The sequence below is a fragment of the Ramlibacter sp. genome (genome assembly GCF_029866045.1).
In the GTDB taxonomy this organism is placed as follows: domain Bacteria; phylum Pseudomonadota; class Gammaproteobacteria; order Burkholderiales; family Burkholderiaceae_C; genus Ramlibacter.
The window spans coordinates 65,448-80,994 of the sequence record NZ_JARXAB010000027.1; the positions used below are offsets into that span (position 1 = coordinate 65,448).

The window sequence follows — 15,547 nt, forward strand, 5'->3', positions numbered from 1 at the left end:
CCATGGACTTCTCTCTGAACGACGACCACCTGGCGCTGCGCGATGCGGTGCAACGCTTTTGCGAAGGTGAATTCCCCGCCGAGCAACGCGGCAACCCTGCATCCCCCGAGGCCAGCGCCCAGCGCTGGACCGCCATGGCCGGCCTGGGCCTGCTGGGCCTGCCTTTGCCAGTCGAACAGGGCGGCAGCGGCCTGGGCGCGGTGGAGGTGATGGTGGCGGCCCAGGAAATGGGCCGCGCGCTCGCCGGTGACGCCTTCGTGGCCAGCACCGTGGTGGCGGGCGGGCTGATCGCTGGCTGCGGCAGCCCTGCGCAGCGCAATCAGTGGCTGCCGGCCCTGGCCAGCGGCGAGCTCCAAGCGGCGCTGGCGGTGAACGAGGAGGGCGCTCGCCACGACTGGACGCAGACCGTCTGCCAGGCGCGCCGCGCAGGCGAGGGCTGGGTGCTGGAGGGCCGCAAGACCTTGGTGCTGCACGGCGACAGCGCCGGCCTCCTGCTGGTACTGGCTCGCAGCGGCGGCGTCGCCGGTGAGCGTGCGGGCCTCAGTGTGTTCGCGGTCGAGGCCCATACGCCGGGCGTGACGGTGCAGGGCTTCGACACCCTGGACGGCCGCCGCGCGGCCCATGTGACGCTTCAGGCCGTGGCCCTGGGCATGGACCGCTTGATCGGCGATGCCGGCCAAGCCGCCGACGCGGTCGAAGCCGCGCTTGATGCCGGCGCTGCGGCCTTGTGCGCCGAAGCGGCCGGCGCCGTGGAGGCCCTGCTCACGCAAACCGCTGACCACCTGCGCACCCGCAAGCAGTTCGGCGCGCCGCTGGCGAAGTTTCAGGTGCTTCAGCACCGTGTCGCGGACATGCTGATCGCGCTGGAACAACTCAAGTCTATGGCCTGCGCCGCCGCGATGGCGGTGGAGGCGGGTGACCCAGTGCAGCGCCGCCGCCTGGTCTCCGCCGCCAAGATGCTGGCTGGTCAGCAGGGCCGCGCCCAGGGGCTGGCGGCTATCCAGATGCATGGCGCGATGGGCATGACCGACGAATGCCGCGTCGGCCATTACGCCAAGCGCCTGATGGTCATCGACCAGCTGTATGGCGATGCGGCCTGGCAGCGGCAGCGCTTGGCCACCGCCTGAAAGCCAATACGTTCATCGATCCTTTTCCTTCATTTTTCCACCGGCCCAACCCCACCACAAAGGAGACAACCATGGTGAATCGCAAGACCTTCCTGAGCAAACTGCTCACCGGCGCCGTCCTCGGACTCGCGTTGGCCACCTCGGCCCATGCGCAGGACAAGCCACCGATCAGGATCATCATCGGCTTCCCGCCTGGTGGTGCTGCCGACAGCATCGCGCGGATCATGGCGGAGAAGCTGCGTGACAAGCTCGGCCAGCAAGTCATTGTCGACAGCCGTCCCGGCGTAGGCGGGCGCCTGGCGGCGCAGGCGGTCAAGGCCGCTGCGCCGACGAGTGGCACCTACATGATTGCGCCCAATGCGGTCTTCGTTTTTCAGCACCTGACGTTCACGGTCAAGGATCTGGGCTACGACATGAACGCCGACTTCACCTCGGTGGCGCAGCTGAGTTCCTACCCCATGGCCATGGTGGTCAATGCAGAAACAGGGGTCAAGGACGCGAAGAGCTACATCGCCTGGGCCAAGGCCAATGCCGACAGGCGCACTTTTGGCACGGCGGGCGCAGGCGGCGACACCCACTTCAACGGGCTGCAGTTAGGCAAGATCGCTGGCGTCGACCTGCAGGTCGTGCCTTATCGCGGCAACGGACCGCTGGTGGTCGACCTGCTCGGCGGACAGGTCAAGACTGGCGTGATGGTCGCGGGTGACGCCATCCAGCATGTGCGCGCCGGCAAGCTCAATTTCGTCGGTGTGTTTGCACCCAAGCGATCGGCTCTGGTGCCGGAGGTACCGACGATGGTGGAGCAGGGCTTTGACACCGGCGGCGGTAATGGCTGGATGGGGCTGTGGGGTCCGGCGAACCTGCCCAAGGCTGAACTTGAGCGCATGCAAACCGCGATCAAGTCGGTGCTGGAGATGCCCGACGTGAAGGAAATGCTTCTGACCAAGCTGCTGCAGGTGGCCGAATTCCGCAACGGCGCCGAAGTGGACAAGCAACTCAAGTACGAGTTGGACCACTGGGGCCCGATCATCAAGGCCTCTGGCTTCAAGCCCAGCATCTGACGCGCGAACCCGAAAGCCCGGATGGAGTACGACTACATCGTGGTGGGGGCCGGCTCGGCGGGCTGCGTGCTGGCCAATCGGCTCAGTGCCGATGGCCGCCACCAGGTGCTGCTGCTGGAGGCGGGGGGCGGCGACAGCCACCCCCTGGTCCGCATGCCGGTGGGCTTTCTCAAGGCGTCGGCGCGTCGGTCTTTGACCTGGGGCTACGAGAGCGAGCCCGAGCCGCATCTGGGCGGGCGACGCCTGCCGATCCCGCGCGGCCGCCTGCTGGGCGGGTCGTCCTCGATCAACGGCATGTTCCATATTCGCGGCCACCGGGCCGACTTCGACGAGTGGCGTGACCTTGGCTGTGAAGGCTGGGGCTACGAGGACGTGCTGCCGTATTTCCGGCGCAGCGAGAGCAACTGGCGCGGAGCCAGCCGCCACCACGGGGCCGAGGGCCCGCTGCAGGTGAAGGCGATTGACACGCGGGAATTGCTGGAGCAGCCCTTGCGAGACGCGGCGCTGGCGGCGGGCTACCCCGCCACGCCAGACTACGACGGCGACCAGCAGGAGGGCGTGGCCCGCGGTGATGTGGCGATTGACCGCCGCGGCCGCCGCAGCAGCAGCGCCACGGCTTATCTGCGCCCTGCGCAGGGCCGCGCCAACCTCACCGTGCTGACCCGGGCCGAAACCCGCCGGATCTTGCTCGAAGGCGGTCGTGCGGTGGGCGTGGCCTTCACACGCGGCGGGCAGGCCCTGGAGGCCCGAGCTCGGCGTGAGGTGATCCTCAGCGCCGGCACCTACAACTCGCCGAAGCTGCTGATGCTCTCGGGCATCGGGCCGGCGGACCATTTGCAGTCCCTGGGCATCCCAGTGGCGGCCGACCTTCCGGGTGTGGGAGGCAACCTGATCGAGCACCCGCGCATGATGCTCATGTACCGGGCGCACCAGGCGATCACCTTCATTCGCCAACTGCGGTTCGACCGCGCCGTGGGCGCGGTATTGCGCTGGGCCTTTCTGGGCAAGGGTCCGTTCGCCGACCAGATCTGCAGTGCCACCATCCTGCTCAAGACCCGGCCCGAGCTGGAGCGGCCGGATATCCAGCTTTTATGCAACCCGGTGCGTTTTGACGCCGGCCTGTGGTTTCCGGGGCTGGTCAAACCCAAGGACCACAGCTTCTACATCACCGTGTGCCTGCTGCGGCAAAAGAGCCGTGGCCGGTTGAGCCTGCGCTCTGGCGATCCGAAGGCGCCGCCGAAGATCGCCCTCAATCTCTTTTCCGACCCCCGTGATGTGGAGAGCCTGCGTGCGGGCTTGCGCGCCGCGCGGCGCATCTATGCCACCGAACCACAGGCATCGCTCATTGAATCGGAAACCATTCCCGGCGGCGATGTGCAAAGTGATGCGCAGATCGACGCCGCCATCCACGCGCTCGGCGGCATTACCCATCACCCAGTGGGCACCTGTGCCATGGGCGTGGGCCCGGACGCGGTGGTCGACCCGATCCTTCGGGTGCGGGGCATCGCTGGCCTGCGAGTGGTCGACGCATCGGTGATGCCCACCATTCCTGGCGCCAACACCAATGCGGCCACGGTCATGATTGCCGAGAAGGCCTCGGACCTGATTCTTCAGGCGGCCGACGCATCGGTCTGACATAGCAACCTGATAACGCGACCTGATAGAGCGACCTGATCAAGCCAACACCGAAATGACCCCAGCCCCCTTCACGCCCCCAGCCATCCTGTCGGCACCGCTTCGCATGCTGGTCGATGGCCAATGGATCCAGGCCCGCGACGGCCAAACGCTGTCGGTCGTCGACCCCTCGACCGGCGCAGACATCGCCACCGAATCCCTGGGAGGCGCCCATGAGGTCGACCTCGCGGTGCAGGCGGCGCGCCGGGCCTTCGAATCCGGCCCCTGGCCTCGCGTCCGGCCGGCCGAACGCAGCCGACTGCTGCATCGCCTGGCCGATCTGGTCGAGCGCCACGCAGACGAACTGGCCCTGCTGGAGGTGCTCAATACCGGCAAGCCGCTGATGGTGGCGCGCCAGTTCGAGGTGGCCGCCGCCATCGAATGCCTTCGCTACAACGCCGGCTGGGCGACCAAGCTCAATGGGGAAACGCGGCAGGTCTCCCTGCCGGGCGAGTGGCACACCTACACCCTGCGCGAGCCGGTGGGCGTGGTCGGCCTGATCGTGCCCTGGAACGTGCCCCTGCCGATGGCCGTGAGCAAGCTCGCACCCGCACTGGCCGCCGGGTGTACCGCTGTCCTCAAGCCAGCGGAGCTCACGCCCTTGACCGCCTTGCGCCTGGGCGAACTGGTGCTGGAAGCCGGATTTCCGCCCGGGGTGGTGAACATCGTCACGGGCCTGGGTCCAGTGGCGGGCCAGGCACTGGTGGAGCACCCGGGCGTGGACAAAGTGTCCTTCACCGGTTCGACGGCGGTGGGCAAATCGCTGCTGACCGCCGCGGCAGGCAACCTCAAGCGGGTATCCCTGGAGCTGGGCGGCAAGTCCCCCGTCTTCATTTTTCCCGACGCCGATCTGGCGCGCGCCATCCCGTCGGCAGCACGCGGCATCTTTGCCAACAGCGGCCAGGTCTGCGCTGCGGGCTCGCGCCTCTTCGTGCACAAGCGGGTGGCCGACCAGGTGATCGCAGGCATTGCCGAAGCGGCCAGCCGACTCAAGGTGGGCCCGGGCCTGGTGGCCGGAATGGAAATGGGTCCGCTCATTTCCGAGCGGCAGCGCCAGCGCGTGCTGTCCTATGTGGCCTCGGGCCTGGCCGAAGGCGCACGCGTGGTGGCCGGCGGTCAAGCGGCGGCGGGGGAGGGTTTCTTTATGCAGCCGACGGTGCTGGTGGACACCACGCCATCGATGCGCCCAGTGCGGGAGGAAATCTTCGGGCCGGTGCTGTGCACCCAGGTCTTCGACGACGACAGCCTGGAACAACTGGCCGCTCGCGGCAACGACACCGACTACGGCCTGTCGGCCAGCATCTGGACGCGGGACCTTCAAACGGCTCACCGCATGGCGCGCGGGCTGCGTGCCGGCAATGTGCGGGTCAATGCGCCGGTGGCCCTGGACTTTGCGATGCCCTTTGGCGGCTACAAGCAATCGGGCTGGGGCCGCGAGAACGGCCGCGAGGGTGTCGAGGCCTATACCGAGGTCAAGTCCGTGGCCATGTGCCTGGACTGAGCACTATTTCAATTGTGAGGACCTGATACCCATGAGTCTCAACGGCAAGGCCTGCATCGTCGGCGCCTACGAACACCCCACCCGGCTGGCCGAGGGCCTGTCGGTCATGCGTCTGCACGCCGACGTCGCCCGCGGCGCACTGGCCGATGCGGGCCTGACCAAGGACGACATCGACGGCTACTTCTGCGCCGGGGACGCGCCCGGCCTGGGCGCGACCAGCATGGCCGAGTACCTGGGCCTGAAGCTGCGCCATGTTGATTCCACCGAGTGCGGCGGCTCCGCCCCCATCTTGCATGTGGCGCATGCGGCCGAGGCCATTGCCGCCGGCCGTTGCAACATTGCCCTCATCACCCTGGCCGGCAGGCCGCGCGCCGCCATGGCCGAGGCCAAGGCCAGCGCCGAAGCCGCTGTGGCCGCTGGCCGTAAGCTCCCCCCGCGCACCGCGCTGAAGGCCCCCGACCCGGACGCCCCCGATCTGCCCTTCGAGCTGCCCTACGGCCCGGCCACGCAGAACCTGTACGCCGTCGTGGCCAAGCGGCACATGCACGAGTTCGGCACCACCTCGGAGCAGCTGGCCTGGATCAAGGTAGCCGCCTCGCACCATGCCCAGCACAACCCGCATGCCATGCTGCGCAAGGTGGTCACGGTGGAGGACGTGGTCAACTCGCCCATGGTGAGCGACCCGCTGCACCGGCTGGATTGCTGCGTGATGAGCGACGGCGGTGGGGCGCTCATCGTCACCCGCCCGGAGATCGCCCGGACGCTCAAACGTCCGGTGGTCATGGTGCGCGGCACCGGTGAAGCGCCCAAGCACGCCATGGGCGGCCAGATCGACCTCACCTGGTCGGCCGCAGCGCTGTCCGGACCCCAGGCCTTTGCCGAGGCCGGTGTCACGGCGGCCGACATCCAGTACGCCAGCCTCTACGACAGCTTCACGATCACCGTACTGATGCAGCTGGAGGACCTGGGCTTTTGTGCCAAGGGGGAGGGCGGCCGTTTCGTCGCCGACGGCAACCTGATCTCCGGCGTGGGCAAGCTCCCGTTCAACACCGACGGCGGCGGCCTGTGCAGCAACCACCCGGCCAACCGCGGTGGCATGACCAAGGTCATCGAGGCGGTGCGCCAGCTGCGTGGCGAGGCCCACCCGGCAGTGCAGGTGCCCGGTTGCACCTGGGCCCTGGCCAACGGCATCGGCGGTGCGCTGGCCTCGCGCCACACCGCCGCCACCCTCATCATGGAAAGGCTCTGAGATGCGCAAGATTCCCGCCCCCCGGGTCATGCCCGAAGCCAAGCCCTATTGGGATGCGGCCAGCGCTGGCCAGCTCCTGGTCAAGCGCTGCACCGACTGTGGCGAGGCCCATCACTACCCACGTGACGTTTGTCCGTTTTGCCTGAGCCTGGCGACCGAGTGGGTCAAGGCCAGCGGCGGCGGAACGCTCTACACCTTCAGCACCATGGGGCAGGGCGAAGACGCCTACACCCTGGCCTATGTCACGCTGGACGAGGGCGTGACCCTCATGACCAACCTGGTCGACTGCGACCCCGCGAAGGCCCGCATCGGTGACCGGGTCAGAGTCAAGTTCGAACCGACGGAGGGAGGGGCAGCCGTGCCCGTTTTCACCCTCGAACAAGGAGCGGGTGCATGACGCGCACACAGGCCGGGCCCCAGGCGGCCGCCCACACTGCCGAGACCGCACCTCGTAAAGGCCCGCTCGCGAAGTTCACCGTATTGGATGCTTCACGGGTGCGTGCTGGTCCGACGGCGGTACGCACCTTCGCCGACTTGGGTGCGCGCATCATCAAGCTCGAGATTCCCCCTGGCGCCCCGGGTGGCGACGACATGATCGGCGGCCGTGACCACAACCGGGCCGACTACGAAAACCTGCACCGGAACAAGGAAAGCCTCACCCTCAACATGAAGGCGCCCGAGGGGCTGGAAATTCTCCAGGCGCTGGTCAAACAGGCGGATGTCTTCATCGAGAACTACCGGCCGGACGTGAAGTTTCGCCTGGGCATCGACTACGAGTCCCTGCGCAAGATCAACCCGCGGCTGGTTTACGCCAGCATCTCCGGCTTCGGCCAGGACGGGCCGTATGCCAACTGGCCTGGCTTCGACTCGATCGCCCAGGGCATGGGTGGCCTCATGAGCGTGACAGGCAAGCCTGGCGATGGTCCCATGCGCGCCGGCATTCCGCTGGCTGACCTGTGCGCCGGCCACTTCTGCGCCCAGGCGGTCATGGCGGCGCTCTTGGAGCGCAGCACCACCGGCGAGGGGCAATGGGTTCACACCTCCCTGCTGGAAGCCCAGATCGCGATGCTGGACTTCCAGGCCGCCCAGTGGCTGATCGACGGCAAAGTGCCCGAGTCCACCGGGAACGAACATCCACTCACAGTGCCCACCGGCGTCTTCGCCACGGCGGACGGCTATATCAACGTTGCCGCTATCGGGCAGACCATGTGGAAACGTCTGTGCGCGGCGATCGGCGCGCCGCAACTCGTGGACGAGCCCGGCTTTGGCTCTGACCCGGAGCGCGTCGCCAACCGGGCCCGCGTCAACGAGTCGGTGGGCGCCATCTTCCGCACCCGTCCGACGGCGGACTGGACCCGTATCCTGCTGGACGCCGGCGTGCCTTGCGGCCCTATTCACACCATCGACCAGGTGTTCGCCAACGAGCAGGTCCGTCACCTGGGCATCGCTCGCCACATGGCGCACCCTGAGATGGGGGACATCCAGGTAGTGGGCCTGCCGATGCAGTTCTCGGCCCACCCGCGCGAGCAGGGGCCCATGAACCCCGCGCCCAATCAGGGCGACCAGACCGACGCCATTTTGGCCACGCTGGGCTACACGCCTGATCGCATCGAGGCGCTGCGCGCCGGCCACATCGTCTGATACACAAGGAACACCATGGCCCGACTCGTCGCCGCCTTCGGCAGCTCCCACAGCATCATGCTGGTCTCGCAGCGCGAGGACTGGCAGCACCGGTTCCGGGAGATCGACACCAAGAACCCCCACTACTTTGACAAGGCCGGCAACAAGACCGACTACGCCGCGTTGCTGGCGGCGGCACCCGAGGGCGCCGCCGACATGGCCTCACCAGAGAAAATGGGCGAGCGCTATGACGCGGCCCAGGACGCGATGGACGAAGTCGGTCGGCGCGTTCGCGAGGCACGGCTGGACGTGCTGCTGATCGTCGGGGACGACCAGACCGAACTGTTTCGCACCAGCAACAACCCGCCGATCGCCATCTTTTACGGGCCGACCATCCGCAACACCGCCCGTGAGCCGGCTGCGCCCAACGACAACTGGGTGAAGTCCGCTCGGATGTGGCGCCACGAGCCCGAGGTGGACCGGGAGTACCCGGTCAAAGCCGATCTGGCCGAATGGCTGATCCGGCAACTGTGCGACCGCGACTTCGACATCACCGCCATGGACGGCCTCGAGCGCGGCCAGTTCGAGGGCCATGCCTTCCAGTTCGTCCACCGCCGCCTGCTCCAGGGGCACGAGTTGCCAGTGATCCCGATCATTCTGAACACCTTCGACCCACCCAACCAGCCCACGCCGCGCCGCTGCGTGGCATTGGGCCGGGCCCTGCGCGAGCTGGTGGCGCAGTGGCCCGAAGACCTGCGAGTGGGGGTGATCGCGTCGGGTGGCCTCAGCCACTTCGTCGTTGACGAAGACCTGGACCAGCGTGTCATCCGCGCCATCCGGGAGAAGGACAGCAAGACTCTGGCATCCTTGGACCCCAAGCAGTTGCAGGCGGGTAGCTCCGAAATTCGCAACTGGCTGGTGGTCGGGGAGATGGTGCGGGACCTGGACATGGAGTGGCTGGCGTACATCCCCGGCTACCGGAGTGACGCCCTGACCGGCACCGGCCTTGCCTTTGCCGCCTGGAAGACCCTGGATTGATAGGTAAGCCCAATAGCCGTCTGAGCGATCGAATGAAAGTAGTACGACCATGAGTGATCCCCATGTGAAGCGCCTGCGCCGGCTCGACGCCTGCGCTGTCTCCGACGCCCTGGACAAACTGGGCCTGCCCGGCGCCGTCACCGGCATCGCGCAGCGCAGCGGCGAGGGCCGCGTCGCCGGCCGCGCCGTCACCATGAAGGTGGGGCCCGGTCAGCCACCGCCCGGCCCGCCCAAGCACCTGGGCTGCACCGCAATTGAGCAAGCAGGCGCGGACGACATCATCGTCGTCGAGCAGCGCAGCGGCGTGGAGGCCGGCTGCTGGGGCGGCCTGTTGACCCTCGGCGCCAAGATGCGCGGTGTGGCGGGCGTGGTGGCCGACGGTCCGCTGCGCGATGTGGACGAGGCCATCGCCTACAGCTTTCCGGTCTGGAGCCGCAGCCTCACATCGCGCACCGCACGGGGCCGGGTGGTGGAGCTGGGCACCCAGGTGCCGGTGACGCTGGGCGCGGGCCCGAATGCCGGCGGCGAAGTAACGGTCCACCCCGGCGACTACCTGCTGGCCGACCGCAGTGCGGTCATCGTCATCGCTGCGGCCGACATCGAGCGCGTGCTCGAGGCCGCCGAGATGATCGTCGCCCGCGAGGCCGCCATGGCCAAGGCCATCCTGGCCGGCACGCCCATCGGCCAGGTCATGGGCGGCAACTACGAACACATGCTGGAGAACCACTGAAATGACGACCCCTCAGGACGCCAACGTCGCCCGTGCGGCCAAGCTCGACACCGCCACGCTCAGCGACGCGCTGGACAAATTGGGCATTGCCGGCCAGTGCTACAAGATCAAGCCGCGCGATGGCGGCTTTCGCATGGCCGGCCGGGCCTGGACGCTGCTCTATGGCCCGTCGGGCAAGCCTTCGGGCACCGTGGGGGATTACATCGACGATGTGCCCCCGGGCAGCGTGATCGTGCTGGATAACGGTGGTCGCGAAAACGCCACCGTCTGGGGCGACATCCTCACCGAGATTGCCCACCGCCGCGGCATCGCCGGCACCGTCATCGACGGCATTTGCCGCGACACCCATTTGTGCACGAGCCTGGGCTACCCGGTCTTCAGCAAGGATCACTGGATGCGCACCGGCAAGGACCGGGTGCAGGTCGAGGCCACCGGCGTGCCGGTCAACATCGGTGACGCGCGCGTGGCCCCCGGCGACATCCTCAAGGGCGATGCCGACGGAGTGATCGTGATCCCCAAGGAGCACGAGGAAGAAGTGCTCAGGGTGGCGGAGTCCATCGAGGAGGCCGAAGAGCGCATTCGCCAGGCGGTCCGCGGCGGCATGCGTTTGGACGAGGCCCGCAAACAGATGAAGTACCACCAACTCCAGACCCGGGAGGGCGCATGAAGCCAGACCGTGTGGACCCCGCATTGACCACCCGGGCCGACTTCGCCCGCCTGCCGGCCGATGTGGTCGCGGCGGCTGCGAAGCTGCCGACCGCCACCTTGCACGAAGCCGGCGGCAAGATCGGCGCGCTGCCCTCCGCCATCAAACCGGTGGACCCGGGCATGCGCTGCGCGGGCAGCGCGCTCACGGTGCACAGCCCGCCCGGTGACAACCTCTGGCTGCACCGTGCCCTGGAAATCGCGCGGCCGGGCGATGTGATGGTGGTGTTCGCCCAGGGCGCTTACGAGCATGGCTACTGGGGCGAAATCATGGGCACGATGGCCCAGGTGCGCGGCCTCGGCGGCCTGGTGATTGACGGCGGCGTGCGCGACGGGGTGCTGCTCGCAGAGATGGGTTTCCCGGTGTTTTCCCGCGGCTTGTGCATTCGCGGAACGGGCAAGGACTATGGCGCCACCGGCTGGATCGGCCATCCGATCCTGGTGGGGGAAATTACCGTGCACGCTGGCGACCTGATCGTGGGCGACCGCGATGGGGTGGTGGTCGTGCCGCAGGCCCGTGCTGCCGACGTGGTGACCGCAAGCGAGCGCCGGGAGGCGGAAGAGGCCGCAATCCTGAATCGTCTGCGCGCCGGTGAGACGACGATGGCCGTCTACGGTTTCAAGTAGACGCCCGCCCTGCGAGAGGGGACACCCGGCGGCCGCTTCTTAGCCTGCCGGGTTGGCCACGCGGTCTGTGCTTCGAGCCAGCCAGACCAGAAGGGGCATGGCAATCGCCCAGGCCAGTGCCAGCGCCGCGAAATTCAGCGGGGTGGCCACCAAGGTCGCCGCTCCCAGCTTGGCACCGGCCAGGTAACTCAACGGTCCGAAGATACCGCCCAGCACCGCCGAGAGGGACCAGTGGCGGCGCTGCAAAAAGGACATCGACGCGTCGAGGGTCAATCCGAACAGCGCCCACAGGGCCCAGAGCCAGAACGGGCTGAGTGGGCCGAGCGAGGCGCCTTGAAAGGTGATGAACCCGCCCGCTTGCAGGAAGGAGTCAAAGCCAAGCCCGAGGAGCCAGGCCGCTAGGGCAAGCCCCAACTCCCTCTTTGGGCGCGGACTGAAATAGCGCAGGTGAGCCGCCGCAAGCAGGGCAGAAAGCGCAAGCGCCGCGCCCTCATAGCCAGGCGCGACGCCGGCGACCAGCGCCCACCAGGCCACCTGAAAACCGACGGCGTTGATCACAAGGTTCATGGGGTGCCTGCCTCAGGTGGCGCGCCCACTGCATCATGACCTTCTGTGCTGTTGTCTGAACCTGCCACGATCACACCGGACCCTTCCATGAACGCGGCGCCATGAGACTACTCGTCGCCGCTGTTTGTCATGTTAGCGTCTATCGACAGCCATGCAGCCAAGGTGGCGATCGACTGCGCCGAAACGAGCGCCCAAGCAGCGGTACGCGGCTACCGTTGATCGGGGGAGGTCGGGTTGGCTTGCATAATCAAACTGACAAGTTAAGATTCTCAGGACGCGTCTGGGGCAAGCGCAAGATTGGGTTGCCGCTCCCGCTTCAAATGCAAGTCCGCCTGCCACGAGGAGAACCGATGCAAGTCGAGCAGTTGCCCCCGATCGTTACCACCTTGAGTGACCTCGAGCACCCCTATATGAAGGGGGCCTGGACCCCGATGTACGGCGAGGTAAATGCCAGCCGGCTGGCAGTGATCGAGGGAAAAATCCCGACGGACATCGACGGGATCTATGTGCGCAACACCGAGATTCCGGTGCACGACCCGATCGGGCGCTACCACCCCTTCGACGGCGACGGCATGCTGCACCTGATCAGCTTTCGCAACGGGCAGGCCGACTACCGCAATCGCTTTGTGCGCACCCGTGGCTTTGAGGCCGAGCAGGAGGCCGGGCGCTCGCTTTGGGGCGGCCTGATGGCGCCGCCGGGCGCGTCGCTGCGCCCGGGCTGGGGCGCTCACGAGGGGCTCAAGGATTCGTCCTCCACCGACGTGGTGGTGCACGCCGGCAAGGTGGTCTCCACCTTCTACCAGTGCGGTGAGGCTTACCTGCTCGACCCCGACACCTTGGAGAACCAGGGTCTGGCCGGCTGGGCGCCAATCGACGGCGTGTCGGCGCACACCAAGGTGGACGAGTCGACCGGCGAGATGCTGTTCTTCAACTATTCCAAGCATGCGCCCTACATGCACTACGGCGTGGTCGACCAGCACGGCAAGCTCGTGCACTATGTTCCGGTGCCCGTGCCCGGCCCCCGGCTGCCGCACGACATGGCCTTCACCCGCAACTACGCCATCCTCAACGACTTGCCGCTGCATTGGGACCTGGAGGCACTCAAGGGGGGCTTCCACGCCACCCGGATGCATGACCGGGCCTCGCGCTTTGGCATCATCCCGCGCCGCGGCAACGGGCAGGACATCCGCTGGTTTGAGGCCGCGCCGACCTACATCCTCCACTTTCTCAATGCCTACGAGGAGGGCGACGAGGTGGTGATGGACGGCTATTTCCAGGAGAACCCCGAGCCGGGGCCAATGCGCGATGCACCGCGCGGCTTCGCCCACCTCATGGGCTTTCTGGACCAGCACATGACGCGGCCGAAGCTGCACCGGTGGCGATTCAACCTCAAAACCGGAACCACCACCGAGCAGCACCTCGACGAGCGGGTCCTGGAGTTCGGCATGTACAACCAGCGCTATGCGGGGCTGCCTTATCGCTACGCGTACTCGGCGGTGGCAACGCCGGGCTGGTTCCTGTTCGACGGTTTCGTCAAGCACGACCTGGTGTCCGGGCAGTCCTGGTCGCTGCAACTGGCCGAGGGCCGCTACGCCAGCGAGGCGCCCTTCGTACCCCGCATCGACGCGAAGGACGAGGACGACGGCTACCTGGTCAGCTTCATCATCGACGAGAACACACAAACCTCGGAGTGTGTGCTGATCGACTGCAAGCGCTTTGAGGCGGGCCCGGTGGTGCGCATTGCGCTGCCGCACAAAATCAGCAGCGGCACCCACAGTTGCTGGGCCGACCGGCGCTTCGTCCGCGACGGAATGCTCCCGCCGCCCTGAGCCAAGTGGGCGAAGACATGACAAAGGGGCAGCCGAGGCTGCCCCTTTGTCATGGGAAAAAGACGCCGACGGGAGGCCGGCGCCCTGCGGCTTATTTGATGATGCCGCTCATGGGGTCGGAGACCTTGGTCCACTTGCCACCCTTGACCTGGTCGATCGAGACGAGCTCCGGGTTGACGTGGTTGGCCTTGAAGCTCTGACGCGAGTAGGTGGTGAAGTCCTGGTGACTGCTCGCCTGCAGGGCCTTGACCGCGGCGTCAGTGGTCAGGTTGCGGCCGACCGACTGCAACGCGCTGAGGAACCAGCTGGTGTAAGAGTAGGAATTGCCCGCGTTCTCGTCGGCGTCCATATTGAACTTCTGCTTGAAGGCCGTCATGAACTTCATCGCGTCGGCCTCCCTGGAGCTTGCGTCGTGGAGGCGCCAGCCGCCGATGCCGTAGAGGCCATCGACAGCGTCCTTGCCCACCCCGATCACGATGGTGCTGCGACCCGGCAGTGCGGTCAGGACCTTGACGTTCCAGCCCAGCTTCTTGGTCTCGGCCATCACCGCCACCGTCTCGCGGGTGATGGTGCCAGCCACGATCAAGTCGACGTTGGCCGCCCGCATCCGGGCCACCTGGGAAGAGAAGTCGATGTCGCCAGCCTTCCAGGCCGCCTCGGCCGCGACGGTAAAGCCGCCGGCCTCCTTTTGGGCCTGGGCGACGCCAGCCTTGACCATGTCACCGAACGGGCCCTCTTGGTAGATCACGCCCACGCGCTGGGGCTTCCAGTTCTTGGCCGCCCAGGACACGCCGGTGGCGGTGGTGCTGTCGTAGTTCTGCACAGTGGTAAAGACCAGCGGGCTGCCATTGGCCGTCCTCTGGATGATGTTCGAAGCCGCCCAGGGCGCGAACAGGATCACGTTGGCGTCGATCACCATTTTGAGGGTGGCCAGGTTGGCCCCCGACCCGAAGGGATTGATGATCGCGAACACGTTGTCGCTCTTGGTGAGCTTTTGCACCGCGCGCACCGCCTGCTGGGGCTGGCCGGCGTTGTCCTCGACGATCAGCCGGATCCGGCGGCCATTGATGCCGCCGGCGGCATTGACCTCGTCGATGCGCAGCTGCATCGCGTTGCGCAGGGAGGGCATGCCCGCAGCCACTGGACCGGAGAGGTCCAAGTGGGTGCCCAGCACGATCTCGGTGTCGGTCACGCCCTGGCTCTGAGCCTGGGCGAGGCCGCTGGCGCCCAGGCCTGCCGCCAGGGCGGCACCGGCCAGAAGGGTGCGTCGTTGGAATTTCATGGGGTCGTCTCCTTCAGTCATGGGTAGTCGGTTTGGCCGTCGAGGTCGCTTCCATCGCTACTGAGCGGCCGGCTCAGTGGGATACATGGTATCGATCAGGCTCGCGTACTTGCGCGCGATCACCTTGCGTTTGAGTTTCATGGTCGGCGTGAGCTCCTCGTCCTCGGCGGTGAGCAGCTCGGCGATGATGCGGAACTCTTTGATCTGCTCGACGCGGGCAAGTTGTCCGTTGATCCGTTCGATTTCCGCGCGCACCAGATCCACGATGGCAGGCGCTCGGGTCAGGCTCGCGAAGTCGGTGTAGGGCACCTGCTGCTCCTGGGCGTGACGGGCCACATGCTCCTGATCGATCATCACCAGGCAGGAAAGGAACTTGCGCCCGTCGCCAATCACCACCGCATCGGTGATGTAGGGGCTGAACTTCAGCAGGTTCTCGATGTGGCTAGGTGTGATGTTCTTGCCGCCCGAGGTGATGATGATGTCCTTGATCCGGTCTCGAATTGCCAGGAAGCCGTCTTCGGCCACCTCGCCGCAGTC

Annotated in this window: 14 protein-coding genes and 1 pseudogene; 12 read left to right on the plus strand and 3 right to left on the minus strand. The window is 66.9% G+C overall.

Annotation, left to right across the window (positions count from 1 at the left end; translation table 11 throughout):
* The first annotated feature begins 2 nt into the window (after positions 1-2).
* The 11 genes from QE494_RS03250 (at position 3) to QE494_RS03300 (ending at position 11,332) form a co-directional block, all read left to right on the plus strand.
* The gene (locus QE494_RS03250) at positions 3-1,127 is read left to right on the plus strand and encodes an acyl-CoA dehydrogenase family protein (RefSeq protein ID WP_300041467.1); all 1,125 of its coding nucleotides are present in this window, start codon (positions 3-5) and stop codon (positions 1,125-1,127) included.
* 71 nt (positions 1,128-1,198) lie between these two features.
* On the plus strand, positions 1,199-2,188 hold the full coding sequence (locus QE494_RS03255; protein ID WP_300041468.1) for a tripartite tricarboxylate transporter substrate-binding protein: 990 nt from the start codon (positions 1,199-1,201) through the stop codon (positions 2,186-2,188).
* A 21-nt stretch (positions 2,189-2,209) separates the two neighbouring features.
* The gene (locus QE494_RS03260; protein ID WP_300041469.1) at positions 2,210-3,823 is read left to right on the plus strand and encodes a GMC family oxidoreductase; all 1,614 of its coding nucleotides are present in this window, start codon (positions 2,210-2,212) and stop codon (positions 3,821-3,823) included.
* A gap of 55 nt (positions 3,824-3,878) precedes the next feature.
* A complete protein-coding gene (locus QE494_RS03265; RefSeq protein WP_300041470.1) occupies positions 3,879-5,363 on the plus strand; it encodes an aldehyde dehydrogenase in 1,485 nt (494 codons plus the stop codon).
* A gap of 31 nt (positions 5,364-5,394) precedes the next feature.
* Positions 5,395-6,612, plus strand: a complete 1,218-nt coding sequence (locus QE494_RS03270) for a thiolase domain-containing protein (RefSeq protein WP_300041471.1) — start codon at positions 5,395-5,397, stop codon at positions 6,610-6,612.
* A gap of 1 nt (position 6,613) precedes the next feature.
* Positions 6,614-7,009, plus strand: a complete 396-nt coding sequence (locus QE494_RS03275) for a Zn-ribbon domain-containing OB-fold protein (RefSeq protein ID WP_300041472.1) — start codon at positions 6,614-6,616, stop codon at positions 7,007-7,009.
* Positions 7,006-8,253 carry a CaiB/BaiF CoA-transferase family protein gene (locus tag QE494_RS03280; RefSeq protein ID WP_300041473.1) on the plus strand — a complete coding sequence of 416 codons (1,248 nt, stop codon included), beginning with the start codon at positions 7,006-7,008 and terminating at the stop codon, positions 8,251-8,253. Before QE494_RS03275 ends, QE494_RS03280 begins: the two co-directional genes overlap by 4 nt.
* Positions 8,254-8,268: 15 nt before the next feature.
* Positions 8,269-9,270, plus strand: a complete 1,002-nt coding sequence (locus tag QE494_RS03285) for a protocatechuate 3,4-dioxygenase (RefSeq protein WP_300041474.1) — start codon at positions 8,269-8,271, stop codon at positions 9,268-9,270.
* A gap of 49 nt (positions 9,271-9,319) precedes the next feature.
* Positions 9,320-10,000 (plus strand): RraA family protein, encoded by a 681-nt coding sequence (locus tag QE494_RS03290; RefSeq protein ID WP_300041475.1) that lies wholly within the window; start codon positions 9,320-9,322, stop codon positions 9,998-10,000.
* Between the two features lies 1 nt (position 10,001).
* Positions 10,002-10,667 (plus strand): RraA family protein, encoded by a 666-nt coding sequence (locus tag QE494_RS03295; RefSeq protein WP_300041476.1) that lies wholly within the window; start codon positions 10,002-10,004, stop codon positions 10,665-10,667.
* Entirely contained in the window at positions 10,664-11,332 is a 669-nt protein-coding gene (locus QE494_RS03300) for a 4-carboxy-4-hydroxy-2-oxoadipate aldolase/oxaloacetate decarboxylase (protein WP_300041477.1), read from the plus strand. Before QE494_RS03295 ends, QE494_RS03300 begins: the two co-directional genes overlap by 4 nt.
* Before the next feature lie 39 nt (positions 11,333-11,371).
* Here the strand turns inward: QE494_RS03300 and QE494_RS03305 are convergent, their stop codons facing one another.
* Complete coding sequence (locus QE494_RS03305; RefSeq protein ID WP_300041478.1) at positions 11,372-11,899, minus strand: DUF2878 domain-containing protein; 528 nt, start codon at positions 11,897-11,899, stop codon at positions 11,372-11,374.
* Positions 11,900-12,249: 350 nt separating this feature from the next.
* Here QE494_RS03305 and QE494_RS03310 point away from each other — a divergent pair, with 350 nt between their 5' ends.
* Positions 12,250-13,728, plus strand: a complete 1,479-nt coding sequence (locus QE494_RS03310; protein ID WP_300041479.1) for a carotenoid oxygenase family protein — start codon at positions 12,250-12,252, stop codon at positions 13,726-13,728.
* Between the two features lie 91 nt (positions 13,729-13,819).
* Here QE494_RS03310 and QE494_RS03315 read toward each other — a convergent pair whose 3' ends face one another.
* Together QE494_RS03315 and QE494_RS03320 are read right to left on the minus strand one after the other, a co-directional pair.
* Positions 13,820-15,010, minus strand: coding sequence for an ABC transporter substrate-binding protein (locus tag QE494_RS03315; RefSeq protein WP_300041480.1), 1,191 nt, complete (start codon positions 15,008-15,010; stop codon positions 13,820-13,822).
* Between the two features lie 57 nt (positions 15,011-15,067).
* Positions 15,068-15,547 (minus strand): annotated as a pseudogene (locus tag QE494_RS03320) (long-chain fatty acid--CoA ligase); the annotation flags it as partial.